The organism is Bradyrhizobium sp. Bra64 (assembly GCF_024519875.1).
GTDB classification, from domain to species: Bacteria; Pseudomonadota; Alphaproteobacteria; order Rhizobiales; family Xanthobacteraceae; genus Bradyrhizobium; species Bradyrhizobium japonicum_G.
Genome location: NZ_JALJRD010000002.1, coordinates 939,441 through 963,221, shown reverse-complemented (window position 1 = coordinate 963,221; position 23,781 = coordinate 939,441). Strand labels below are relative to the sequence as shown.

Sequence of the window (23,781 nt, the reverse complement as noted above, 5' to 3'; positions counted from 1 at the left end):
CGTGGCCCTAATCGGTTGTTTCCAATTGTTTCCGGATAATGTTCTGACGTCGCTGTCGGCGCGCGAACGAAGCGGGCCCGTCAGACCAATCCGCCGAGCAACCCGATGGCCATCGTCACCTCGAGCACCAGCCAGATCGCTCCCGCCAACGAGCGGCTGTATCACCAGAGCTCCCTGCTCGGTGACTGGAAGGGCAATTGGGTTGGCAATAATCAGCCCGTCGGCTTCAAGGTCGTGAACATCCGCGGTAACCGGGCGCAGGTCGAGTATACCCACAACGGACACACCGAGCGCGGCTTTGCCCAGGTCAGCGGCACGCTCATCACCTTTGGCGGGGTCACGGTCGGCACCAAGGACGGCAAGAACATGGTGCTCCTGTTCTCCTTCGGGGGCGCCGGCAAGCAGACCGCCAATCTCGAGAAGCAGGCGCCGCCGGCCTCCGACAGCCGCCTGATGGGAAGCTGGGGCGGCTATTCCAGCGACAACGGCAAGAGCGCGAGCTTCAAGGTGCTCTCCGTCGATGGCAAAGAAGCGCAGGTCAGCGTCACCACCGACGGCATCACCCGTCAGGGCACCGGATACGTCTACAAGAACGTCATCATGTTCGGCCAGACGCAGATCGCGACCGACGACGGACAGAACGGCAAGATCATCTACCAGGTCGGCAGCAAGTCCTTCATGGTGCCGGTGACGAAATATCCGCCGGCGGATTCGTCGTCTTCGGTGGACAAGACGGCGTAGGGGCCTCACGGCCGTCGCTGCGGTATGAGGTCAGCGCCGCCGCACACCGTCGTTGCGAGCGCAGCGAAGCATTCCAGAATCTTTCCGGCATTGGCATGGCCGTCTACCGCAGGCTCGCGCCGGCATGAGGAAGATCAGATCCGTGCCTCCAGGATCAGGTTGAAAGGCGTTTCGGCGGCGCGGCGGAAACGCGTCAGGCCGCCCTCGCGCGCGACCTTGCGCAGCCTTGCTTCGCCGGCTTGTGCGCCCAGCGCGAGGCCGACCTCCTGGTCGAGCGAGGCCGGCGTGCAGATCATGGTCGACGCCGCATAGTAGACGCGGCCGACCGGACTGAGATTGTCTTCGAGGCGGTCGCCCGCGAACGGCTCGACCAGCATGCAGGTGCCGTCCTTGGCCATGGCTTCGCGCACGTGGCTGATGGCGCCGACCGGATCGCCCATGTCGTGCAGGCAATCGAAGAAGCAGACGAGATCGTAGCCTTCGGCCGGATAGGTCTTGGCCGAGTGAACAGCGAAGCTGACCCGGTCGCCCAGCTTTGCTTCAGTGGCCGCCTTTCGCGCGGCCTCGATCGAGCCCTCGTGATAGTCGAAGCCGTAGAAGCGGGAGTTCGGGAAGGCTTCCGCCATCAGCCGAGTCGAGACGCCGTGCCCGCAGCCGACGTCGGCGACCTTGGCGCCGCGCTTCAGCTTGTCCACGACGCCGTCGAGCGCGGGCAGCCAGGCCTGTACCAGGTTATGCATGTAGCCGGTGCGGAAGAAGCGGGCGGTGCCGCAGAACAGGCACTCGCTGCGGCGATTCCAGCCGACGCCCTTGCCGCTCTTGAATGCGTCCGTAATCTTCGGCTCGTCGAGAAACGCCGCGGCAATGACATTGCCGACCGCGCCGAGAAACACCGGGCTGTTCTCGTCGGCAAGCGCCATCGCCTGCTCCGGGAGCATCGAGAACTTGCCGGAAGCGGAGTCGTACTCCACGTAACCGGAAGCCGCCTGGCTCGCCAGCCATTCGCGGACGTAGCGTTCGTTCGTTCCGGTGGCGCTCGCCAGCTCGGCGGAATTCATAGGTCCCTTGCCGGCGAGGGCGCGGTAGAGGCCGAGCTTGTCGCCCAGCAGGAGCAGCGATGCGTTCATCGCCGCCCCGACCTCGGTGATCATCTTGCCCATAAAGGCATTCAACCTGTCGGAATTGACCTCCATGACAGCCTCCGTGCAATGTCGGGCATTTTCAAAGGTCTTGCGCAACTGCGCGTTGCAGGACGTCTTCAAGCCGTCGCGGTCAAAGCGACGGTCTGGGCTTGCGCGTCCTGTAAATGGGTCAATCCGGAACGAGGGAGGTTCAATGCGTCAGGAAGAGGTGAATCCTGGAACCCCATGGCGCGATCGGCGGCGTCGCATCGCTGGCATTTGCGCGATCCGGCGCGTATAATTTGCGGGCTTTCCAGACGGTTACCCGAATGCCCGGCCTTGCACGTTCCTGCACTCTTGTCGCTCTCTTGGCGGTGCTTTGCCTCAGCGCAGCTCCGGTACGAGCACAAGTGGCGCCTCTGCAATATTGGATCCCGGGCGGACCATTCGGCTTTGGCGGCAGTGTTGTCCAGAGCGCCGACGGCTATGGCAACTTTCCAAGCTTCAATGCCGGCGAGGCTGGCGGCTACGATTTTCGCCCGGGCTTCTTTGTCGGAAGCCAGCGCGGCACCCTTGGTTTGAGCGGCCTCAGCCAGAGCGCGCCCGCCGGCAATTTCAGCGCGCTCTCCTATGACAGCACGCAGTTCGGTTACAACACCAAGACCGCGGGCGGCATGCCCGTCACCTTCTTTGCCGGTTTCGACACGCTGAAATACGGCAACGGGATTGGCAGTTCGCTTGCGCCGCTCACCTCCGGCACCGCACCGGGCTATGGCGGGTTTGCCGGTGTCGAATTCAAGCCGACCTCCAACCTCAGCCTGTCGTTCGGGGCCGGGTTCGCCCAGCAGCAGTCGGGACGCATGGACAGCGACATCAACTCGTCGATGCTGCCCGGCGAGTCGCCGGCGTTGGGCGGACTTCGCCGCTAGCTATCGGCTGAACCGCGCCACCAGTTCCTCAAGGGGCGGTTATGTCGCGCGGCGGTCGGATGGCGTCTGGAGCATGCCCCCGGAAAGTGTGTCGCCTGGGCGGACCGTCCCGTCGCGCGATCGATCAAAATCAGAGCCACTGTCATTACGCCGCTGGCAAGGAGCAGCCAATCCTGCGGCACGCGCAGAAGTATTGCCGCGCTGCCGCCGATCAGCGACCAGATCACGGGGATTATAAGCAGGCCGGCAGGAAGGGTCCCGCGCGTGAGCAGCAGCATGCCGAATGTGAAGATCGTGACCGGGCACGGCGTCACTCCGAACATGGGCAGTTCGGGCCAGGAATGTCCTGTGATCAGGCCGATCAGTGGATACAGCAGCGCAGAATAGGTCACGAAGAATAGTCCGATCCAGCCAGCCAGATGGCAGCGAAAGCGGAACATGACACGGTGCTGCACCAGTCCTGCATGGATCAGCGCAGCCGCCTGAAGCACAAAGAGCGCGCCAAACAAAATGGCCGCCTTGTTGATCGTTGCGAAGAACACCAGGTGATAAGCCACGCCGGTCCAAGCCCACATGACGGCAAGGATCGCTGCGATGACACGATCCGACCAGCGGTTGGGCGCAACGAGCAGGACCAGCGCCGTGCCGCCAAGCAGATAGGCCAGCACCTGTGCCGGCCAGATCGCCTGGTTGTAGCTAGCGAAAATTGCGAGGAATTGGTATTCGGTGAACGGCAACATGGGCTAGCCGGGATTCCGGTGCGCCAGCTCCGGCATGATCGCGAACAGGAGCAGCAGCGACGCATAGATCGCGTCTTCGGCCGTCACGAAGCGAGCGATCTGTTCGCGCAGGCCGATTCCGCGAAGCGCCACACCGACGACGACGTCCGCGATCTGCTGCATGGCAAGCGCGGTCGCTCCGACGCCGAGCAGGGCGCGTGTCCGGGGCTCGAGCCGCACCGCACGCGGCGCCATCCGTGCGGCGACGAGGATGGCGGCCAGCAGGAACGGTGTCTCGCATAGCACGGCTCCGAGTGAGCCGATGCGCGGCTCCAGCAAGAACACGCGGATTGGCCCCAGCAGAAATCCCGCGCCGAAGACGATCAGAAAATAAAGGCCGGCAGCCGCCATGATCCGCAACGTCATCAGCGCATCACCTGCTCCGGGGCGCGCCGGAGCGATTTCGGCAGATCCGGCCCGGCTCCGAAGCGCATGATGACATCGGGACGCCGATCGCCGAGGCCGAGCGAGGTCGCGAATTGCGGCCTGAGCGCCGCCACCTCGACCGGCTGGTTGAGGAAGGAATATTTGAGCCCGAGCGCGGTCGCCTGCAGGCCGAACCGCTGACAGGCACGGCCGACCGCAATCCAGTGCGGCGGGTCGCCGCGATCGGCGGCAAGCACGACGACGCCCGCCGAGCTGTCGAGCTCGGCGCGGTATTTCCCGTTCTCGCCGCTTTCGGTGAAGAAGAACCTCAGCAGCGGGCGCGCGATCCATGCCGGCAGGGACGGATTTCCCGAGGCCCGCGAGAACAACCCGTCCATGGTTGCGACCGCATCCGTCTCGTTGAAGCGCATCCAGCTCACGAGCTCGCGCATGAAGGCCTCGTCGCGCATTTGCGCGGAGTTGCCTGCGAGCACATAGTCGGCGACGTTCGCGATCGCGGCGCGTTCGGTCAGCAGGATCGCCGAGACATTCGGCTCGCGACAGGCATTCTCGAGCTGGCGCAACGCGTCGGGCCCGGCCGCGCGGCCGTCGAAGGTTGCGCGGGTGCATTGCCTGAGCGGAATCGCGTCCGCGAGCGCCGATGCGGCAGGCGGGGCCTGTTCGAGTGCGATCACGATCCGGTCGCCGTCGACGATCGGGTTTGCGCGCCAGCCCAGCGTCGATGCCGCGAGGACGAGGTTCTCCACGGCGCAGCCGAGGCTGACGAAAAGGTGGTGATCGTCCGGATCGACCGCCGGACAGCGGCGCGCGAAGTCGGGCGCAATCACGATGTCATTGCCGCCTGCAGAGAAGATCCAGGGCTGGGTGTTGTGGCTGTTGGCGGCGAGTGTCGCAAAGCGTACGAGCTCGCGATCTCTCGGCGTCGCGCGCAGCGGCGCCCGCGACGCTTGCACGGCCTCCTTGTAGCTCATTGTCGTCGCTGCCGCGGGCCGGCCGGTGAGTGCCGCTGTGGAAAGCCCGAGCGCGGCCGCCATGAGTTGTCGCCGGTCAATCGTCATCATCCGCTCCGCGGCAATTCCGCACGACGCTTCTAGCGCCGCCGCAGACCCGGAGGGTTGACCGACGTCAAGGTCCGGAGTGCCTCGGCTAGCGCGTAAACCGCGCCACCAGCTCGACATGCGGCGTGTGCCGGAACTGGTCGACCGGCACGACGGTGTCGATCCTGTAGCCGCCATCGATCAAGAGCCGCGCATCGCGGGCGAAGGTTGCGACGTTGCAGGAGACCGCGATCACCACAGGAACCTTGCTCGCGGCGAGTTTCAGCGCCTGCGCCTGGGCGCCCTGGCGCGGCGGATCGAACACCACGGCGTCGAAGTCGCGCAGCTCCGGCGGCACCAGGGGGCGGCGGAACAGATCGCGCGGCTCGCATTTGATCGGCTTGAGGCCGGGCGTGCGCGCGGCCTTCGCCAGCGCTGCGATGGCGGCGGCGTCGTTGTCATAGGCGGTGACGCGGGCTTTCTCGGCGAGCCGGAGCGCAAACGGGCCGGCGCCGCAGAAGAGGTCCAGCACCTTCTTGGCCTTGCCGATGCGTTCGGCGACGAGCGTGGCAAGCGTCTCTTCGCCGGCAACGGTCGCCTGCAGGAACGAGCCCGGCGGCAGCGTCACCTCCGCCCGGCCCATCCTGACCGTCGGCGGCAGGCGTTGCAGCACCAGCTCGCCATGCCGCGTCAGCCGCGCCAGGCGATGCTGCTCGGCGACGCGCGACAGTGCCGTGACCAGCGGCGTCGGCAGCGGACCGGAGCCGCGTACGTCGATGTCGAGGCCGTTGATGGTGGCGGTGACCTGGATGTCCAGCGGCTTGGTCACCGACATTTTGGACGACAGCAGCTCGGCGAGCGCCCAGGCGGCATCGAGCACGCCGTCGAGCCCGGGATCGAGGATCGGGCAGCGATGAATCGGGATGACGTCGTGCGAACTCGCCGCCGAGAAACCGACCTTGAGCACGTCGTGCGAGCCGAAGCGGCCGTGCAGCGTGACGCGCCTGCGCCCCGTACCATGGGCGTCCACCAGCGGCGCCACCTCGCAGTCGATGCCGGCCTGGGCCAGCGTCTCGACCACGATGCCGCGCTTCCAGGCCTGGTACGGTTCGGTTGCCCAGTGCTGGATCGCGCAGCCGCCACAAACGCCAAAATGCGGACAGAACGGTGCGATGCGTTCGGGGCTGGCGACGTCTACCGCGAGCAGCTTGCGGCGGTCGGGATGGTTGCCCGGGACGTGGTCGACCTCGACGGTCTCGCCGCCGAGCGTGTAGGGCACGTAGACCGCATCGCCCGCCCTGAGCGAGACGCCGTCGCCGCGATGGCCGACGTGGTCGATCCTGACACGCTCAACCACGGCGCGCGCCCAGGAAGAATTCGATATTGCCGTCGCCGCCGGTGATCAGCGACGGGAACACCTCGATATCGGTGCAGCCGAGCGAGGTTGCAAAGGCGGCGATGTCGTCGCAGATCTGCTGGTGCACGGCGGCGTCGCGAATGATGCCCTTCTTGTTGTGCTTTCGGTCCGCCTCGAATTGCGGCTTGATCAGCGCCAGCAGGCTCATCGGCGCGGCCGCCAGCGACAGTGCCACGGGCAGCACCGCCTTGAGCGAGATGAAGCTGACGTCGATGACGACGACGTCGGGTCGCGCCTGGAGGCGCTTGCCGTCATAGGCCCGGATGTCGGTTTCTTCCATCGACACGATCTTGGGATGGTCGCGCAACGACGGATGCAACTGGCTGGTGCCGACATCGATGGCGAATACCAGGCTCGCGCCGTTCGCGAGCAGCACCTCGGTGAAGCCGCCGGTGGAGGCGCCGACGTCGAGGCAGACATGGTCCTCGATTTCGATCGGATAGCGCTCCAGTGCGCCGGCGAGCTTGACGCCGCCGCGGGAGACATAGGGGTGCGCAGGCTCGGCCTGGATCACGGCGTCCTCGGCGATGGTCTCCGACGGTTTTGCGACCTGCTTGTCATCGGCCGTGACGAGCCCGGCCTCGATCGCCGCGCGCGCCCGCGCCCGGCTCTCGAACAGGCCGCGCTCGACCAGCAGAACATCGGCGCGCTTGCGGGCAGGGGACATCGGTTCTCCGGAGGATCAAGTCGCGCACGCGGCGAGATCGTGTCGGACGTCGGCCGATCTCGGTCGCACCCGGCCGGAACACATTGGCGCCCGCCAGCCGGATTGTCGGGAGAGCGATCCGCCGACCAGGCACCGCGGCACAGTACAACGCCTCTCCCGGAGGGAGAGGCGAGGGGCGTCCGATCGACGATCAGATCAGGCGAGCTTGACCGTCTCGGTCTTGACGTCCTTGCCGAGCGCCTCGAACACCTTGGCGACGATGCCCTTGGCGTCGAGACCGGCGCGGCCGTACATCGCGGCCGGCGTGTCGTGGTCCTGGAACACGTCGGGCAGCACCATGGAGCGGAAGCGCACCATGCCGCTGTCGAGCGCACCCTGATCGGTCAGGAATTGCGCGACGTGCGAGCCGAAACCGCCGACCGAGCCTTCCTCGATCGTGATCAGGATCTCGTGGTCACGGGCGAGCTTGAGCACCAGCTCGGTGTCCAGCGGCTTCATGAAGCGCGCATCCGCGATCGTCGTCGAGAGGCCATGGGCGGCGAGCTCGTCGGCCGCCTTCTCGCATTCGGCCAGGCGTGTGCCGAAGGAGAGCAGGGCGATCTTGTTGCCCTGGCGGATCACGCGGCCCTTGCCGATCTCGAGCGGAATGCCGACCTCGGGCATCTCGATGCCGCGGCCTTCACCGCGCGGATAGCGCAGCGAGCTCGGACGGTCGTTGATCGCGACCTGGGTCGCCACCATGTGCACGAGCTCGGCTTCGTCGGCCGCGGCCATGATCACCATGTTCGGCAGACAGCCGAGATAGGCGTTGTCGAACGAGCCGGCATGCGTCGCGCCGTCGGCGCCGACCAGGCCGGCGCGGTCGATGGCGAAGCGCACGGGCAGGTTCTGGATCGCGACGTCATGCACGATCTGGTCGTAGCCGCGCTGGAGGAAAGTCGAGTAGATCGCACAGAACGGCTTGTACCCTTCGGTCGCGAGACCGGCGGCAAACGTCACCGCGTGCTGTTCGGCGATACCGACGTCGAAGGTGCGGTCCGGGAAGGCCTTGTTGAAGATGTCGACGCCGGTGCCGGACGGCATCGCCGCGGTGATGGCGACGATCTTGTCGTCCTTCTCCGCTTCCTTGACGAGGCTCTGGCCGAACACGTTCTGGTAGGCCGGCGCATTCGGCTTGGACTTGGCCTGGGTGCCGGTCGCGACGTCGAACTTGACGACGGCGTGGTACTTGTCGGCGGAGGCTTCCGCCGGGCCATAGCCCTTGCCCTTCTGGGTCACGACGTGGACCAGGATCGGGCCGGTCTCCATGTCGCGAACGTTCTTCAGCACGGGCAGGAGATGGTCGAGGTTGTGGCCGTCGATCGGGCCGACGTAATAGAAGCCGAGCTCCTCGAACAGCGTGCCGCCGTCCATCATGAAGCCGCGGGAGTATTCCTCGACGCGGTTGGCGCGGTTGGCGAGGATCTTGGGCAGGCGCTGGTTGATCTGCTTGGCCACATCGCGCAGCGTGCGATAGGTCTTGCCGGAATAGAGCCGCGACAGATAGGCGCTCATGGCGCCGACCGGCGGCGCGATCGACATGTCGTTGTCGTTGAGGATGACGATCAGGCGCGAGTTCATCGCACCGGCATTGTTCATGGCCTCATAGGCCATGCCCGCCGACATCGCGCCGTCACCGATGACTGCGATAACGTTGTTCTTGCCGCCTGCGAGGTCGCGCGCGACCGCCATGCCGAGGCCGGCGGAGATCGAGGTCGAGGAATGCGCGGCGCCGAACGGATCGTAATCGCTCTCGCTGCGCTTGGTGAAGCCGGACAGGCCGCCGCCGGTGCGCAGGGTACGGATGCGGTCGCGCCGGCCGGTGAGGATCTTGTGCGGATAGGCCTGATGGCCGACGTCCCAGATCAGCCGGTCGCGCGGCGTGTCGAAGACGTAATGGATCGCGGTGGTGAGCTCGACCACGCCGAGGCCCGCGCCGAAGTGACCGCCGGTCACCGAGACGGCATCGATGGTCTCCTGCCGCAGCTCGTCGGCGACCTGGCGAACCTGCTCGACCTTGAGCTTGCGCAGGTCGTCCGGCGTCCGGATGGTGTCGAGAAGCGGCGTTTTACTGTATGCGTTCACGGCGATTTCCAATTTGTCAGCGCCGGAAAGATCGTTCCGGTGCGCGATGGGTTTGCACAATATCGGCGCAGCGCGAGTCCTTAAACCGTCGGAGCCACCTGCATGGGGCAATGCCCCGTCTTCAAGCTTAGGTGAGCTTAAGTGCGCTCCGGTTCAGTCTCTGTGATCCCTGTCACTTAGATCGGCTTCGTCCGTCCCAACCAATTTCATTAGCAGTTTGAAGCGCTTGTCGTCGGTAATCAGTGCCCACGCAAGGCTAACAAAAAGCCACACTCCGCGCAGCTTTACACCAAAGCTTGGGCCAAAGCCAACCCGCTGGGCCGATTACGGGTATGCAGGTGCAACCCGTGGGCCAGAGTGGTTAACCCGGGCACCAGCGGAAGGGTTCCTGCCTTGCCCGGTTCCTCGGCAGGATTTTGGCCGAGAGCAAGGTCTTTTGGACGGGATTCAGAGGGGCAAAGGCCCTCGTGGGGGAGTTCCCCGATCGTCGTGCTTCGCCACCCGGGCCCAAACACGCAAATGGCAACGTGCGATCATGAAAAATTGCGGGCGGCCGTTGCTCGCGGCGGGCGGCTTCGAACGGTGGGCCTTACTGGACGTCGAGCGGCGCGGTTCCGGTAGCCTGGCCGCTGGCATCGGTGGTGATCTTGTCGACGCGCGCCTCGGCCTGGCGCAGCAGTTCCTCGCAACGGCGCTTCAGGGCCTCGCCGCGCTCGTAGATCGTCACGGATTCCTCGAGCGGCACCTTGCCGTCTTCGAGCCGCTTCACGATCGTCTCGAGCTCCTCGATCGCGCGCTCGAAGGTCAGCCTGGAGACGTCGACTTGGGTGTTTTCGGCCATATAGGTTTCCGATTGCCCGATTCGCTTCAGATCCAGAAGAAGCAGAGTTTTGCGGGCTTAATGTGGCGGGGGCGTCAGGCGCCCATCAGGGCGCCGACATGCGCCGTAACAGATTCTTTCAATCCTTGCAGGTCGTAGCCGCCTTCGAGCACAGAAACAACGCGCCCCCCGGCGCTCTTGTCGGCGAGGTCCATCAGCTTGCGCGTCACCCAGGCATAGTCCTCCGCGCGCAAATTCAGCGAGGCCAGCGGATCGCGGTAGTGCGCGTCGAAGCCTGCCGAGATCACGAGCAACTCGGGGCTGAATTTTTCGAGCTGCGGCAGGATCAAATTCTCGAATGCGGAGCGGAATTCGGGGCCGCCGTCCTCGGAAGCGAGCGGCGCATTGACGATGGTGTCGTGGTCGCCGCGCTCGCCCTTGGCGCCGGTGCCTGGAAACAGCGGCATCTGGTGCGTCGAGCAGTACATCACGGTCGGGTCGGACCAGAAGATGTCCTGCGTGCCGTTGCCGTGATGCACGTCGAAATCGACGATGGCCGCACGCTTGATGCCGTATTTGCGCTGCGCATGGCGCGCGGCGATGGCGACGTTGTCGAAGAAGCAGAAGCCCATCGGCTTGCCGATCTCGGCGTGATGGCCCGGCGGGCGCACCGCGACGAAGGCATTGCGATGCTCGCCGTTCATCACTGCTTCGGTCGCCGCGACCGCGCCGCCGACGCCGCGCATCACCGCTTCCCACGTGCCCGGCGACATCGAGGTGTCGCCGTCGATATAGACCTGGCCGCTGGTCGGCGCGATGTGGCGCAGCTCGGTGACGTAATCCTCGTTGTGGCACAGCGTGACCAGATCGAGGTCGCCCTCCGGAGCCTGGTCGCGCGCCAGGAACTGGAAGCGCTCATTCGACAGCGCTTCCTCCACCGCGCGCAGGCGGTCGGGCCTTTCAGGATGTCCCGGCGGCGTGACGTGGTCGAGGCAGGCCTTGTGGGAGAGGAGAAGCGTGCTCATCAGGTCGGCCTCACAGCTACGGGCTCTCGACGTCGCTTGGCGCATCCGGCGCCAAAACGCAATGCAAAACACAATCTATGCGTTCCATCGGGAATGGCAAAGGGTTGTCCCGGACCGGTCCATTTGATCCGAATCAATTCACGCGCAGGATGCGGCTCAGCGGCAGTGGCCCGATCGGTCCGTGCGCCCTGAAGAACGCGAACAGCGCGTCCGCGTCGTAGCCGCCATATTGCGGCGCCGTGCCCTGCTTGGCGACGGTAAAACCGTCGCCGCCGACGGCGAGGTAATCGTTGAGGGTGACACGGTAGCCGCTTCCAGCTTCGACCGTCCTGCCGTTGAGCGTGATCTTCTCGGCGATCACGCGCTCGCCGAAGGGCTTCGCCGCGTCCCAGGCATAACTGAACCCGTTCGACACCTGGAGGATCCGCGGCCGCTTCGGATCGAGCCATTGCTGCTCGAGCATGTCCTTGAGCTGGCTGCCCGTCAGAGTCATGGTGACGAGGCGGTTGCGGAACGGCTGGCTCGCGAAGACGTCGCCGAAGGATATCGCGCCGTTCTCCCTTGGAACGATGTCGGTGCGGATACCGCCGGGATTGGTGAGCGCGATGACGGCGCTGCCCTCCTTGGCGTCCCTGGTCGCGGCAAGCTGCGCGTCCGCGATGATATCGCCGAGCGCGCTTTCGCCGGCCTCGTTCGGAATGCGCGACAGCGTCTGCGTCACCGATCCGGCCGGACGATTGGCGATCGGCGCCGACAGCTTGTCGTAGGCATCGATCAATGCGGTCTGCTCGGGATCCCTGGCCAGCGAGGCATTGGCGACGATGACGTTCTCGCCCCTGGCGCCGACGACGTCGCGGGTTACAGGATCGAGCTTGAGGTCGATGGCAGTGACCAGCGTGCCGTATTTGTCGCCGCTGGTGACGAGCCGCCCGTCGATGTCGCAGACATAGGCGCGGTGAGTGTGGCCGCTGACGACGACATCGACGGCGCGATCGAACTTCTTCACGATATCGACGATCGGGCCCGTGATCGCCGGGCATTCATTGTAGTCGCCGGCGGGCTCGCCGCCCTGATGGATCAGCACCACGATCGCCTCGACCCCGCGCGCCTTCAGTTGCGGCACCAGCGCGTTCACCGTTTCGGCTTCGTCGCGGAATTCGAGGCCAGTGATTCCGGCCGGCGAGACGATGCCCGCCGTCTCCTTCAAGGTCAGTCCGATGAAGGCGACGGGGATGCCCTCGAATTCCCTGATCTCATAAGGCGGCAGCACGCTCTTGCCGGTCGACGTCTCGAAGGTGGACGCGGCGAGATAGTGGAATTTGGCGCCCGTGAAGGCATGCGGCCCCTGGCAGCCGTCGACGGGATGGCAGCCACCATTCTGCATCCGCAGGAGCTCAGCCGTGCCTTCGTCGAATTCGTGATTGCCGACCGAGGTGATCGCGAGCCCCATCATCGAGAGCGACTCGATCGAAGGCTCGTCGTGGAACATCGCCGACAAAAACGGGCTGGCGCCGATCAGGTCGCCGGCAGCGACGAAAATCGTGTTCTTGTGCCCCTCGCGCAACTGCTTCACCAGCGTCGCCATGTATTCGGCCCCGCCGGCGGTCACCGTCACTTTCTTGGTTCGATCCTCGGGATCGCCGATCCGGCTGCCGCCCGGCGGCGGGCGCAGATTGCCGTGGAAATCGTTGATCGCGAGGATGCGCAGCTCGACCGGCGCTGCGGTCTGGGCCGAGGCGGGGAGGGCGGCGAGTGCCAATGTGAAGGCGGTCAGGCGGAAGAGATGTCGCATGGAACCAGATTAATCGTTCCGCGCGAAGATTTCACGAAGCCTTTTGCCGAAACACCGCGCGTGCCGCGCGCCTCCCCCCAGGGGAGAGTCGCGTGCTTCACCGCTTCTTTCTGTTCGCGAACGCGTTGAACGCGGCAATGGCTTCTTCCGATTTCAGCCGCTCGCCGAACAGATGGGCTTCCTGGTCGATGCGGCGGGTGAGCTCTTCCGGCTGCACGCGCAGCAATTTGCGCGAGATCGCGACGGCTTCGGCGGGCAGCTTGCAGATCTCGCGCGCCACCTTGCGCGCCTCGACCTCGGTATGTCCCGGCGAGACCACGGTGTTGACGAAGCCGGCGGCATGCGCCTCTGCGGCAGTGAAACTCCGCCCCATCACCAGCATGGCGAAGGCACGCTGATAGCCCATCGTGTTCGGCATCAGGAGGCTGGCCGCGCCGACCGGCACGAGCCCGAGGCGGATGTAGGGCGCCGAGAAGGTCGCAGCGTTCGAAGCCAGCACGTAGTCGCAGTGGAACAGCATCACGGTGCCCATGCCGATCGACGCGCCGTCCACGGCCGCGATGATCGGCTTGACGTTGAGGGCGAGCGAATAGAGAAATCTGGCGCCGTCCGACAACGTCTCGGGGCGGGAGGTGTCGGCGTGCATGAAATCGTCGATGTCGTCGCCGGCGGTGAACACGCCGGAGCCGCCGGTGATGATCATGCAGCGGATGTCGGGATTGTTCTGCGCAGTGTCGATCGCGCGGCTCATCTCCCGGTACATGTCCTGCGTGATCGCGTTCTTCTTGCTCGGGCGGCGCAGGGTGATCACCCGCGTTTCCCGCTCTTCGGTGACGACGATATTGCCATTCGGCATGAAAGACCCCTGCAGTCGCCGCGACGCTTGACGCTCGCGAGTCTCGCGAGGCGTCAGCCTACATCATCCTGCAGGCGTGCCAATGCGCTCGCTGGATCTTTTCCGAGCCGAATTGCTGGCGGCCACGATCGTCATGGTGGTGCTGGTGCTGCCGGTGGTCGTCATCCGGCCTTACCCCAGCAGCACCGCATCCGCCGCAGCAACCGAATCCGCGCTCTCCGTCACGGTGCGCTCGAGCGCACCGGCCTGCACGGTGATGTTCTCGGCGAAGAAACGAGCCAGCGAGACGTAGCGCGCGGCGTCCGTGTTGCCGTCGGCTTTCGCGGCGAGCGCTTCGGATGCCAGCATGCAGCCGCCGAGCGTGGCGCCGAACTGCTGCAGATACGGGGTCGCGCCGGCGAGGGCCTCGTTGGGCGCGGACGCAACGCGCTCCAGCAGCCATTTGCTGGTGCGCGTCAACGCATCGAGTGCCTCGCGCAGCTTTGTACCCGTGGTGCCGAAGGCGGGATCGTTGGAGGCCTCGACCTGCTTGACGGTTGCGGAGAGCTCGTCGAGCAGCGCCCACACCGCAGCGCCGCCATTGGCCGCGAGCTTGCGCGTGACGAGGTCGATGGCTTGGATGCCGTTGGTGCCCTCGTAGATCGCGGTGATGCGGGCGTCGCGGTAGTGCTGCGCGGCGCCGGTCTCTTCGATGAAGCCCATGCCGCCATGCACCTGCACGCCGAGATAGGCGACCTCGTTGCCGATATCGGTGGAATAGCCCTTGGCCATCGGCGTCAGCAGCGCTGCGCGCGCGGCAGCGTCGGCGCGGACCTTCGGATCCTTGGCACGCGTCGAGACGTCGAGCGCAACCGCCGTCGCATAGCAAATGGTGCGCGCCGCCGCGGTCTGCGCCCGCATCCGCATCAGCATGCGCTTGACGTCGGGATGGACGAAGATCGCATCCGACCCGTCGCCCTTCTTGCCGACGGCGCGGCCCTGCTTGCGTTCCTGTGCATACGACAGGGCCTGCTGAAAGGCCCGGTCGGCGACGCCGACGCCCTCGAGGCCGACGCCGAGCCGGGCCTGGTTCATCATCGTGAACATGCAGCGCATGCCCTGGTTCTCTTCGCCGATCAAAAAGCCGATCGCGCCGCCATGGTCACCCATGGTCATGGTGCAGGTCGGCGAGGCATGCATTCCGAGCTTGTGCTCGACGCCGCTTGCGAAAATGTCGTTGCGCTGCCCCAGCGAGCCGTCGGTGTTGACCATGAACTTCGGCACGAGGAACAGCGAAATCCCCTTGGTCCCGGCGGGCGCGTCGGGCAGGCGTGCCAGCACGAAATGCACGATGTTGTCGGTCATGTCGTGCTCGCCATAGGTGATGAAGATCTTCGTCCCCTTGATGCGATAGGTGCCGTCGGCCTGCTTTTCGGCGCGGGTGCGCAGTGCGCCGACGTCGGAGCCGGCCTGCGACTCGGTGAGCTGCATCGTGCCGGTCCATTCGCCGGAGACGAGCTTTTCGAGATAGATCTTCTTCAACTCATCGCTGCCATGCGCATCCAGCGCCTCGATCGCCGAGGCCGTCAGCAGCGGACAGAGGCCGAAGGCAACGTTCGCGGCGCTCCAGATCTCGGTGCAGGCGGCATTGATCGCGATCGGCAGGCCCTGGCCGCCGAAATCCTCAGGGCCCGACACCGCGTTCCAGCCGCCCTCGGTCCAGCGCTTGTAGGCATCCGGCCAGCCCGGCGCGGTCGTGACCTTGCCGTCGTCAAGCTTGATGCCGTGCTCGTCGCCGACACGGTTGAGCGGCGCCAGCACGTCCGAAGCGAACTTGCCGGCTTCCTCCAGCACGGCGCTCACGATGTCGGCGTCGAATTCGCCGTAATGGCCGGCTTCCAGGGCGGCCTTCAGGCCGGCGCCATGGTTGAGCGACAGCAGCATGTCAGAGATCGGCGCGCGGTAGGTCATGGCTCACTCCCCGTGGACAGGTCTTGGCGGGACAGATCTTGGCGCCGTATTCCCATGAAACGGCAGAGGTCTCAATGGGCGGGAGGCCGGGACAGCGGCGGTCCGGAACGGAGCGTTGCAAGGGCCCAATAATAGAGTGTGGCGCGATTTAAAGCCGGCGATTGCCGCCCGTATTTGCCCCCCGGGGGCTCTGAGTTTGATTCTGGGGGCCCAATTCGATCTGCGTGATGCTCGTCACAGCCAGAGAGAACCGCCTGGCGTACTCCTGCGGTCACAGGTGCCGAGGGGAATGGTTCTCCTCATCAGGGGGCGGAATGGTCCGCCCGATCTCAACAGGAGCAGACGATGCAGAACATAGAGCATAAGAGTTCGGAAATCATCGAGCTGACGGATTCGGATCTCGAAACGATTGTCGGCGGTAACTGGCTGGGCGACGCCTTCCGCGCCATCGGCGGCGCGATCAAGGACGCCGTTGAGTGGGTCGGCGGCGCGATCTTTGGCGCATTCCAGGGCCCGGGCAACCTGCGCGGCCCGTTCGGTCCCGGCTCGGGACCGGGCCAGCCGCCCCTCTGATATCATCCTTCCAGACTTCCCCGCTAAATTGGAGGCCGCCCGGTTGGCGGCCTCTTTCATTTGCGCCTGAAGCTATCCGAGTTCCTAATCCCTTTGGAAATGCCATTTCGTCCGCCATTATTGAGGCGGACTCCGCCCACATTTTTTGGATGGCTCAAGTCGCGCACGCGCCGACGGCGGTGGTATTTTGCCCTTCAACCGGTTGAAATACCGCTTCTCTCCCTATAGACCGGCAGCGACCGGAGAGAATCCGCGGGCGCCAATTCTTCCGCCATCTCCGGTCGCCTGATGGGGCGTAGCCAAGCGGTAAGGCAGCGGATTTTGATTCCGCCATTCGGAGGTTCGATCCCTCCCGCCCCAGCCAGCTCGCCCGCCCAGCCCGCAATCACTCACGAAACCGGCCTGGCTGGGGAGCTGCTGCACAGCTCTGCGACACATATATTCCGCTCAAGCTCCGCGCTGGGCATGTACAGCGCTCTCACTTTATTGTCGCCCGTGCGCGGGCATCGGCGGCAACTCGCTTGAAGCCCTCGTAGTTCAGGGCCTGGGTCACACGGTACTGACCGACGATGTAGGCAGGCGTGCCCATCAAACCGAGCGAATCCGCCTGGGCGAGGTTGCGTCGCAGGAGCTTGGTGATGTCGTCCCCGTGGGCCTGGAGATCGGCATCGAGACGATCCATGTCGACGCCGGACTTCGCGATCGCTTCCCGCATCCGCTCGGCGGGAATCTTCGGCCCCGGCATTCCCATCATCGCGAAATGCGCGTCGTCGTAGCGATTCTGATACTTGGCGGCCAGAGCCCACTGTGCGCCCTTGATCGAGTCCGGCGTGAGGATGGGCCAGTCCTTGTAGACGAGGCGGATCTTGCCATCGGACTTCACCAACCGCTCGAGCTCGGGCTCCGCCTGTTTGCAGAAGGGGCAATTATAATCGAAGAAGACTACGATCGTCAGATCGCCCTTCGGGTTTCCCGCGGTCGGTGTCGCGGGATCGTAGAGGATGGCTTCGCGCGATACGTCCGCTTCGGTGGGGCCGTCGTCGGCGCGCGCGGGACCGACGAGGTAGCGGACGCCTGCGACCCCGATCATCTGGGCGAGCGTGCGTCGAGAAATGTGCTGAAGCATGTTTGCACTCCTTTTCCGTGAGGTGGGGTCAGTCGGCCGAAGCGACGGTCGACAGTTTTCCGAGCAGGGCGTCGGCATCGACCGCGCCAACGATTTTGATCGAGGGATTGGCGCTTCCGTGCGAGCCGAACAGCAGGATCGTCGGCGGCCCGACGATTTCGAAGCGCTTCATCAAGGCGCGGCTCGCGTCATCGACGGCGGTCACGTCGGCCCGTACCATCCTGAAATCCTGCAGCCGCTCTCGTACTTCAGGTTTGCGCAGGACGGCGTCCATGACCCTGCATTCGACGCACCAGTCGGCGGAGAAGTCGAGCATGACTGGCTTCCCGTCGGTACGCGCCGCAGCGAGTTCGTGCTCCAGCGCGGCGACCGATCGGATCGTTTGGACGGGGGCTTCAGGTCCGGGTTCGCGCGTCACGAATTGGTCGAGGATGCGGGTCGCGTTGAGATCGTCGTCGCCCGCCGAGCCGATCATCAGGACAGAGCCGACCAGGAGCGCGAAGCTCGCCATGCCCATCGACACGAAGCGCCATCGACTGTTCGCCATCAGGAACTGCGTTCCGAAATAGACCGAGACACCCGTCGCAAGGGCGCCCCAGAGCCGCAGCGTGGTCTGCTCCGATAGAACCCGGGAGAAGATGGAGATCGCGACGGCGAGGAGGATGATCCCGAAGGCATGCCTGACGCGGACGAGCCAAGGGCCTGGCTTGGGCAGGAATCTGGGCCCTAGCGCTCCGAAGACCAGGAGCGGCACGCCCATGCCGATGCCGAACAGGAAGAGGGCGGCCATGCCGCGCAGGACGTCGCCGGTGCGCGCGACATAGAGCAGGGCGGTGGCAAGTGGAGGCGTCACGCAGGGGCCGGCGATCAGCGCCGATCCGAATCCGAGAACGGCGGCGGCGGCCAACGGTCCGCGACTGCCTCCGGACGCCGCGCCTGATATCCGGTCGACAAAGGCAGCCGGGAGCTGGATTTCGAAGAGTCCAAACATCGAGAGAGAGAGGATGACGAGGACCGCGCTCATCACGCCCAGCGCGACGGGTGTCTGCAACAGGATCTGCAGGTTCTCTCCGGATCCGGACCAGGCCGCGAATGCGCCCAGCATGGAGTAGGCCGACGCCGACGTGCCGACGAACGTTGCCGCGAGCGCAAGACCGCGACCAAACGAAAGGCGCTCCTGCGAGCGGGCCATCAGGCCGAAGAAGATCGGCACCAGCGGGAAAGTGCATGGTGAGAACGACAACAGAGCGCCGAAGCCGAAGAATGACGCCAGCATGCCTCCAAGCGTCACCCAGTAGGAAATGCCATCGGCAGACGTGGGCGCGGCTTTCGTCGAACCGCCGTCGCTGGGTCCGCCGGCTGCGTCTGGAGCGTCCGCGAACGGTGATGAGAGTCCAGACCGGGCAGCGCGCGCGTCGTCGCGGTCCTTGATCGCCAGCGTCTGCAGATCGATCGTCTTGGCGACCGGCGGGTAGCAGATTTGGTACTGTTCCGCACAGCCCTGATAGGCAACTACGATTTCGTGCAGCCCTCGCAGATCGGTCGACGCGATCTTGGCCTTTGCGGAGTTCCGGTAGATTTCCTGCGGTCCGAAATCCGGATCATCCTTGAGTTCTCCCTGGGGCGTTTGGACCGTGACGGGCGTCCCGGGGGGGACCACGTTCTTGGCGGCGATCATTGCGCGGTAGAGGTAGCTGCCCGGCCCGATCGTCCAGACGAGCGACAACCCCGCGTCGTCGCGCGAAACCTTCAATTGGAACGCCTGGTCTGCAGACGGCGGCGTTACCGCCTGCGCCGTCGCGAACGAGGACAGCAGAACAAGCAATACGATCGAAAGTCGCTTAAAGCCTGGCATGTTCGGTGGCGGCCTTGCGTTTTGTGAGCGGATGCCGCGTCTTGGATAGGCTACCTTAAGCCAGCCTTAAGGCGGGCGACCGAGAGGAACCCTCGGAGGTACTGATGCGCATACTTGTCGTCGAAGACGATCCGATCCTGTCCGACGGTCTGCGGGCGGGCTTGTCGTTGACAGGCGCGACCGTCGACGCGGTCGAGACGTGCGAGGACGCCGACGCCGCGCTCGCGACGTCGCGCTACTCGGCGGTCGTGCTCGACATCATGCTGCCGGATGGAAGCGGCCTGGAACTGCTCCGCAAGCTCCGGGGACGCCGGGACGCGACGCCCGTCCTTCTCCTGACGGCGCGCGACAGCGTCGGCGACAAGGTCTCGGGACTGGATTCCGGAGCCGACGACTACCTGGCCAAACCGTTCGATCTCGATGAACTGGCAGCGCGCCTGCGCGCCATCGTCCGCCGGGAAGGGGGACGTGCCGCTCCAGCCATGACCCACGGTGCGATCGTGCTTTCGCCAGCTGATCTTTCGGCGACTGTCGCCGGCGAGCCCATCAACCTATCGCGCCGCGAGTTCGCGATCCTGGCAGCGCTGATGGAGCGTCCGGAGCAGGTCCGTTCGCGTGCCGAACTGGAGGAGCGCCTCTACGGATGGCAGGAGGACGTCGAAAGCAACGCGGTCGAGGTCCATATCCACAATCTGCGAAACAAGATCGGAAAGGACGCGATCCAGACGCTGCGCGGCGTCGGATATCGGATGGGACGGACCCAATGAGATCGCTGAAGCTGAGGCTGTTCGCAATGCTCGTCTCGGCGACGGGTATCATCTGGTTGGCCGCGGTGATCTGGATCTACGTCGGCAGCCGCGGTGAGCTGGAGCACGTTCTCGACACGCGCCTGCAGGAGGCCGCGCGCATGGTGGCCTCGCTCGCGTCCGGATTCGACGGCCTTCCCGGAAGCTCAGCGCCTGCCGCCGTGCAGCCGCTCGGCAGCTACGAGCGCCAATTGTCGTGCCAGATCTGGTCTCTCGACGGTCGCATGGTCGCGAAGTCGAGCGGCGCGCCCGACCAGCAGCTCTCGCCCGCCGCATCCGGCTTCTCCGACCGGATCATCGACGGCGAACCCTGGCGCGTGTTCTCCGTCGAAGACGCCGATCACAATCTGCGCGTGATGGTCGGGGACCGCGTCGGGCTGCGGGAGCGATTGGTGACCGATCTTATCAAGGGGCTGATGCTGCCCGCGCTGCTGATCGCGCCGCTACTTGGTGCGGCGATCTGGGCGAGCGTCGGGCAGGGCCTGCGCCCGCTGCGGCGAATGGCCCAGGATCTCTGCGCGCGGGAGCCGGACGACATGCGGCACGTGGCAACCGACCGGGCTCCAGCCGAAGTCAGGCCGCTGGCGGTCGCGCTCAACGGCCTTCTCAGCAGGGTGGAGGCCGCCCGCCGGCACGAACGAGAGGTAACTGCTTTCGCCGCTCACGAACTGCGCACGCCGCTGGCGGGCCTGAAGACGCAGGCGCAGGTGGCTCTGGCCGCCGAGGATCCACAGGTCGTGCGCGGTGCACTCGAGCAGATCGTAACCGCCGTCGACAGGAGCGCACGCCTGGTGCGCCAACTGCTGACGATCGCAAGGCTGGACTCCGACACCGTCGATGCGCCGCTGGCGCCCGTCGCGGTCGGACCGATTTTGGAGGAAATCGTCGCTGCTACTCCAAGGAACGATCGCACGACCGTGACGATCGATGCCAGCGTCCGGGCGATGGTGCTCAACACCAACGCAGAATGCCTCCAACTCGCGCTTCGGAACCTGCATGAAAACGCCATACAGCACACCCGCGAGGGGTGTGTCGTCTGGACCGCCGGAAGGAACGCCATCGCGATCGAGGACGAGGGGCCGGGGATTCCAGCCGACGAACTCGATCAAATCGGCAAGCGCTTTTTTCGCGGAAGACTGCGGAGTCCGGTCGGAAGCGGGCTGGGCCTTGCGATTGTCAAGCTCGCGCTTGCGAAGGTGGGAGCGGAACTCACCATATCGAACCGCGAGGGTCGCAGCGGCACCAGATCGGAGCTGACGTTCGGCGTTCGAGCAACGACCGGTGCCGCGGCATGACGCGCGACAGGCCTCTTGCCTACACGCAGGTCCGGGCGTCCCCCTTCAGCTTCTGCCGGTCGCGACTGGCCAGCATTGACTGCTCGAGCTTCAACACCAGGCGCCGATCGGCGCAAGAAGTCTCGCCTTCGTGGATACGCTGGTCGGACTTCCTGTGTTCCTCTGGTTCTTCCCCGGCCGGCCTTCGTCGTGCCGGGTTCGTTATGGCCGGCGTCACAGGGTTTTTGCGGTATGGCTCGCATCCTCATGCGGGCGCCTGGGACCGCAGCATCTGCCGGTGCAAGTCGCATGACGTTGCGAATTGAGGAGTTTTCACGATGCTTTCGCTGACGCAAGGCGCACTCGGCGTCGCCTCTGGCTCGCTGGTCGGCTTTTCGCTGGGGCTGGTCGGAGGGGGCGGCTCGATTCTGGCCGTGCCGCTCCTGATCTATCTGGTCGGGGTATCGGACCCGCATGTCGCGATCGGGACCAGTGCGATCGCCGTCGCGGCGAACGCTGCCGCTAGCCTTGCGAACCACGTCCGCGCCGGCAACGTGAAATGGCGCTGCGCCTCTGTGTTCGCGCTCGCGGGCATCGCCGGTGCCCTTCTCGGTTCGACGCTCGGCAAGATCCTCGATGGTCAGAAGCTGCTCGCACTGTTCGCCGTCGTCATGCTCGTCGTAGGCGCCCTCATGTTGAAGGGGCGCTCCGGCGCAGGCGAGCCGTCGGTGCGGCTCAACCGGGAAAATCTGCCGAAGCTCCTCGCTTCGGGGCTCCTCACGGGAGCTTTGTCCGGATTCTTCGGCATCGGCGGCGGATTCCTGATCGTCCCGGCGCTGATCGCGGCCACTGGCATGCCGATCCTCTATGCTGTCGGATCGTCTCTCCTTGCGGTGACGGCATTCGGGCTGACAACGGCGGCAAACTATGCCGTGTCGGGCTTTGTGGATTGGTCTCTGGCCACGTTGTTCATCGCCGGCGGCGTTCTCGGCGGGCTCCTCGGCGCCCGTTCGGCCAATTCGCTTGCCGACCGCAAGGGGGCGTTGAACACCGTGTTCGCTGCAATGATATTCGCGGTGGCAATCTACGTGCTAATCCGCAGCCTGGGTTTGTTGTGACGACGCGAAGCCAAGCGGGACAGCAGCCCGATCGCGTGCGACGGCCCGATCGGTCCGTCCTCCGCTCACATCCTGGTACACCAATTGGGGTTCCTTCATGCCGATGAAGCCGCAAACCTGGGTATCCGCTCTCCAGGCACAAACGTCTCTTCGCGGGGACGGAGATGGCCGTGACCTGCGGCTGGATGCATGCCGCGGGCTGGCGCTATGGTTCATCCTCATCGATCATATTCCCGACAGTTCGCTCGATTGGCTCACCCTACGCAAATATGGCTTTAGCGATGCCTCGGAAGTGTTCGTGTTCGTATCGGGGTACACCTGCATGCACGCCTATGGCGGCGGGTTGCGCGAACAGGGGTGGCCAACGACGGTGGTTCGCGCGCTGCGGCGAGGCGGGGAAATCTACGCCTCGTTCCTTCTATTGCTGATCGCCTATTTCGCTCTGGTCTGGCTGCTCGGCGACGGTCACCGCTATCTTGATGAGACCAACACGAGGATATTCTTCGAAAATCCCGGTGCGGCCATTCTCCACGCCGCGGCGATGCAGTATGCGCCCCTCAATACCGACATACTGCCAACCTTCGTGCTTCTGCATCTGGCCTTTCCCGGCCTTCTTTGGCTTTTTACCCGCAACGCTGCGGTAACACTGGTAGCATCGCTTCTTATTTATCTGATGGTGCAGCTGTTCAGCTGGCACGTGCCAGCGTGGCCCAGCGGCGAGTTGTATTTCAATCCGTTGGCGTGGCAATTGCTGTTCGTGCTTGGTGCCTGGTATTCGTGCGAGGCGACGGGTCGGTTGAGGGCAATGGTCCGGTCGCGCGCCGCACTGGTGCTGTCGATGCTCTATCTTGCATTCAGTCTTGCCATCGCGTTGAGTTGGCAAATTGAGGCGCTTGAACAGATGACGCCTGATTGGCTTTCATCAATGATTTATCCTATTGATAAAAGCCACCTTTCACCGTTGCGGGTGCTGCACTTTCTGGCATTGGCGATCGTTGTCTCCCGCCTGATGCCTCGGGACTGGCGCGGCCTGATGAACCCATGGACGGTGGCGATGATCCGCTGCGGCGAAAACTCGCTGGCGATGTATTGCCTGAGCATTTTGCTGTCATTCTTCGGCTATGTCATTCTGGTCACAGCTTCCAGCACCATCGCGATGCAAGTCGCCGTTGGCATTGCCGGTATCGCCCTCCTGGTTGGAACGGCTACTCTCATGACCTGGACTGCCAAGCAGGATCGGCCTGGGCCAAAGCTGTTTTGAGGGCATAGCGCAATGAGCATCATCATTGGGCGATCAGATCGATAACAAGAAGCAGAACGCTTGAGGTGAGGCCCGCAACGGCACCCAGCGCGGGCAAATGAAGGCACCCGATGGCGGCATTTC

Annotated in this window: 21 protein-coding genes and 1 tRNA gene; 8 read left to right on the top strand and 14 right to left on the bottom strand. The window is 64.9% G+C overall.

The features are described 5' to 3' along the window. The first annotated feature begins 105 nt into the window (after positions 1-105). The gene (locus tag NR187_RS11950; protein WP_211382511.1) at positions 106-741 is read left to right on the top strand and encodes a hypothetical protein; all 636 of its coding nucleotides are present in this window, start codon (positions 106-108) and stop codon (positions 739-741) included. Between the two features lie 134 nt (positions 742-875). Here the strand turns inward: NR187_RS11950 and NR187_RS11945 are convergent, their stop codons facing one another. After that, positions 876-1,934, bottom strand: a complete 1,059-nt coding sequence (locus NR187_RS11945; RefSeq protein WP_211382512.1) for a class I SAM-dependent methyltransferase — start codon at positions 1,932-1,934, stop codon at positions 876-878. 257 nt (positions 1,935-2,191) lie between these two features. Between NR187_RS11945 and NR187_RS11940 the strand changes: the two genes are divergently transcribed. After that, on the top strand, positions 2,192-2,791 hold the full coding sequence (locus tag NR187_RS11940; RefSeq protein ID WP_211382513.1) for a hypothetical protein: 600 nt from the start codon (positions 2,192-2,194) through the stop codon (positions 2,789-2,791). Here NR187_RS11940 and NR187_RS11935 read toward each other — a convergent pair. From NR187_RS11935 to NR187_RS11885, 11 genes are all read right to left on the bottom strand, one after another. Beyond that, positions 2,788-3,531, bottom strand: a complete 744-nt coding sequence (locus NR187_RS11935) for a DUF6064 family protein (protein ID WP_211382514.1) — start codon at positions 3,529-3,531, stop codon at positions 2,788-2,790. The two genes, NR187_RS11940 and NR187_RS11935, sit on opposite strands and share 4 nt — an antisense overlap. A 3-nt stretch (positions 3,532-3,534) precedes the next feature. Further along, positions 3,535-3,936 (bottom strand): hypothetical protein, encoded by a 402-nt coding sequence (locus NR187_RS11930; protein WP_211382515.1) that lies wholly within the window; start codon positions 3,934-3,936, stop codon positions 3,535-3,537. Further along, the gene (locus NR187_RS11925) at positions 3,936-5,015 is read right to left on the bottom strand and encodes a Tat pathway signal protein (protein ID WP_211382516.1); all 1,080 of its coding nucleotides are present in this window, start codon (positions 5,013-5,015) and stop codon (positions 3,936-3,938) included. Before NR187_RS11925 ends, NR187_RS11930 begins: the two co-directional genes overlap by 1 nt. 88 nt (positions 5,016-5,103) lie before the next feature. Then, a complete protein-coding gene (locus NR187_RS11920; protein ID WP_211382517.1) occupies positions 5,104-6,351 on the bottom strand; it encodes a methyltransferase in 1,248 nt (415 codons plus the stop codon). Continuing rightward, entirely contained in the window at positions 6,344-7,078 is a 735-nt protein-coding gene (locus NR187_RS11915; RefSeq protein ID WP_211382518.1) for a TlyA family RNA methyltransferase, read from the bottom strand. The genes NR187_RS11920 and NR187_RS11915 overlap by 8 nt, the downstream gene beginning before the upstream one ends. Before the next feature lie 195 nt (positions 7,079-7,273). Then, a complete protein-coding gene (gene dxs / locus NR187_RS11910; protein ID WP_211382519.1) occupies positions 7,274-9,202 on the bottom strand; it encodes a 1-deoxy-D-xylulose-5-phosphate synthase in 1,929 nt (642 codons plus the stop codon). Positions 9,203-9,791: 589 nt separating this feature from the next. After that, the gene (locus NR187_RS11905; RefSeq protein ID WP_008132970.1) at positions 9,792-10,043 is read right to left on the bottom strand and encodes an exodeoxyribonuclease VII small subunit; all 252 of its coding nucleotides are present in this window, start codon (positions 10,041-10,043) and stop codon (positions 9,792-9,794) included. Between the two features lie 74 nt (positions 10,044-10,117). Then, entirely contained in the window at positions 10,118-11,047 is a 930-nt protein-coding gene (locus NR187_RS11900; RefSeq protein WP_211382520.1) for a histone deacetylase family protein, read from the bottom strand. Between the two features lie 133 nt (positions 11,048-11,180). After that, positions 11,181-12,839, bottom strand: a complete 1,659-nt coding sequence (locus NR187_RS11895; RefSeq protein ID WP_211382521.1) for a bifunctional UDP-sugar hydrolase/5'-nucleotidase — start codon at positions 12,837-12,839, stop codon at positions 11,181-11,183. Positions 12,840-12,936: 97 nt separating this feature from the next. Beyond that, positions 12,937-13,695 carry an enoyl-CoA hydratase-related protein gene (locus NR187_RS11890; protein ID WP_211382522.1) on the bottom strand — a complete coding sequence of 253 codons (759 nt, stop codon included), beginning with the start codon at positions 13,693-13,695 and terminating at the stop codon, positions 12,937-12,939. Positions 13,696-13,866: 171 nt separating this feature from the next. Beyond that, positions 13,867-15,645 carry an acyl-CoA dehydrogenase gene (locus NR187_RS11885; RefSeq protein WP_211382523.1) on the bottom strand — a complete coding sequence of 593 codons (1,779 nt, stop codon included), beginning with the start codon at positions 15,643-15,645 and terminating at the stop codon, positions 13,867-13,869. A gap of 345 nt (positions 15,646-15,990) precedes the next feature. Between NR187_RS11885 and NR187_RS11880 the strand changes: the two genes are divergently transcribed. Both NR187_RS11880 and NR187_RS11875 read left to right on the top strand, forming a co-directional pair. Then, a complete protein-coding gene (locus NR187_RS11880) occupies positions 15,991-16,218 on the top strand; it encodes a hypothetical protein (protein WP_211382524.1) in 228 nt (75 codons plus the stop codon). A gap of 289 nt (positions 16,219-16,507) precedes the next feature. Continuing rightward, a tRNA-Gln gene (locus NR187_RS11875) sits at positions 16,508-16,582 on the top strand. A gap of 114 nt (positions 16,583-16,696) precedes the next feature. Here the strand turns inward: NR187_RS11875 and NR187_RS11870 are convergent. Both NR187_RS11870 and dsbD read right to left on the bottom strand, forming a co-directional pair. Then, positions 16,697-17,332, bottom strand: coding sequence for a DsbA family protein (locus NR187_RS11870; protein WP_211383513.1), 636 nt, complete (start codon positions 17,330-17,332; stop codon positions 16,697-16,699). Between the two features lie 40 nt (positions 17,333-17,372). Beyond that, positions 17,373-19,199 (bottom strand): protein-disulfide reductase DsbD, encoded by a 1,827-nt coding sequence (gene dsbD / locus NR187_RS11865; protein ID WP_211382525.1) that lies wholly within the window; start codon positions 19,197-19,199, stop codon positions 17,373-17,375. Between the two features lie 104 nt (positions 19,200-19,303). Between dsbD and NR187_RS11860 the strand changes: the two genes are divergently transcribed. The 4 genes from NR187_RS11860 to NR187_RS11845 all read left to right on the top strand — a co-directional run bounded on the left by NR187_RS11860 (position 19,304) and on the right by NR187_RS11845 (position 23,658). After that, positions 19,304-19,966: a response regulator gene (locus tag NR187_RS11860; RefSeq protein ID WP_211382526.1), complete on the top strand. Its 663-nt coding sequence runs from the start codon at positions 19,304-19,306 to the stop codon at positions 19,964-19,966. Then, entirely contained in the window at positions 19,963-21,300 is a 1,338-nt protein-coding gene (locus NR187_RS11855; protein WP_211382527.1) for an ATP-binding protein, read from the top strand. The genes NR187_RS11860 and NR187_RS11855 overlap by 4 nt, the downstream gene beginning before the upstream one ends. A gap of 317 nt (positions 21,301-21,617) precedes the next feature. Then, positions 21,618-22,397, top strand: coding sequence for a sulfite exporter TauE/SafE family protein (locus tag NR187_RS11850; RefSeq protein WP_211382528.1), 780 nt, complete (start codon positions 21,618-21,620; stop codon positions 22,395-22,397). A 97-nt stretch (positions 22,398-22,494) separates the two neighbouring features. Beyond that, positions 22,495-23,658 carry an OpgC domain-containing protein gene (locus NR187_RS11845; RefSeq protein WP_306235319.1) on the top strand — a complete coding sequence of 388 codons (1,164 nt, stop codon included), beginning with the start codon at positions 22,495-22,497 and terminating at the stop codon, positions 23,656-23,658. Positions 23,659-23,781 lie beyond the last annotated feature (123 nt).

What these genes read in the sequence shown, in the direction of transcription:
- NR187_RS11880 (WP_211382524.1), top strand. Translation starts at nt 15,991, where the DNA reads ATGCAGAACATAGAGCATAAGAGTTCGGAAATCATCGAGCTGACGGAT.
- NR187_RS11885 (WP_211382523.1), bottom strand. Translation starts at nt 15,645, where the DNA reads ATGACCTACCGCGCGCCGATCTCTGACATGCTGCTGTCGCTCAACCAT.
- NR187_RS11855 (WP_211382527.1), top strand. Translation starts at nt 19,963, where the DNA reads ATGAGATCGCTGAAGCTGAGGCTGTTCGCAATGCTCGTCTCGGCGACG.
- NR187_RS11845 (WP_306235319.1), top strand. Translation starts at nt 22,495, where the DNA reads ATGCCGATGAAGCCGCAAACCTGGGTATCCGCTCTCCAGGCACAAACG.
- NR187_RS11940 (WP_211382513.1), top strand. Translation starts at nt 2,192, where the DNA reads ATGCCCGGCCTTGCACGTTCCTGCACTCTTGTCGCTCTCTTGGCGGTG.
- NR187_RS11915 (WP_211382518.1), bottom strand. Translation starts at nt 7,078, where the DNA reads ATGTCCCCTGCCCGCAAGCGCGCCGATGTTCTGCTGGTCGAGCGCGGC.
- NR187_RS11900 (WP_211382520.1), bottom strand. Translation starts at nt 11,047, where the DNA reads ATGAGCACGCTTCTCCTCTCCCACAAGGCCTGCCTCGACCACGTCACG.
- NR187_RS11935 (WP_211382514.1), bottom strand. Translation starts at nt 3,531, where the DNA reads ATGTTGCCGTTCACCGAATACCAATTCCTCGCAATTTTCGCTAGCTAC.
- NR187_RS11950 (WP_211382511.1), top strand. Translation starts at nt 106, where the DNA reads ATGGCCATCGTCACCTCGAGCACCAGCCAGATCGCTCCCGCCAACGAG.
- NR187_RS11905 (WP_008132970.1), bottom strand. Translation starts at nt 10,043, where the DNA reads ATGGCCGAAAACACCCAAGTCGACGTCTCCAGGCTGACCTTCGAGCGC.
- NR187_RS11945 (WP_211382512.1), bottom strand. Translation starts at nt 1,934, where the DNA reads ATGGAGGTCAATTCCGACAGGTTGAATGCCTTTATGGGCAAGATGATC.
- dsbD (WP_211382525.1), bottom strand. Translation starts at nt 19,199, where the DNA reads ATGCCAGGCTTTAAGCGACTTTCGATCGTATTGCTTGTTCTGCTGTCC.
- NR187_RS11850 (WP_211382528.1), top strand. Translation starts at nt 21,618, where the DNA reads ATGCTTTCGCTGACGCAAGGCGCACTCGGCGTCGCCTCTGGCTCGCTG.
- NR187_RS11890 (WP_211382522.1), bottom strand. Translation starts at nt 13,695, where the DNA reads ATGCCGAATGGCAATATCGTCGTCACCGAAGAGCGGGAAACGCGGGTG.
- NR187_RS11895 (WP_211382521.1), bottom strand. Translation starts at nt 12,839, where the DNA reads ATGCGACATCTCTTCCGCCTGACCGCCTTCACATTGGCACTCGCCGCC.
- NR187_RS11930 (WP_211382515.1), bottom strand. Translation starts at nt 3,936, where the DNA reads ATGACGTTGCGGATCATGGCGGCTGCCGGCCTTTATTTTCTGATCGTC.
- NR187_RS11860 (WP_211382526.1), top strand. Translation starts at nt 19,304, where the DNA reads ATGCGCATACTTGTCGTCGAAGACGATCCGATCCTGTCCGACGGTCTG.
- NR187_RS11925 (WP_211382516.1), bottom strand. Translation starts at nt 5,015, where the DNA reads ATGACGATTGACCGGCGACAACTCATGGCGGCCGCGCTCGGGCTTTCC.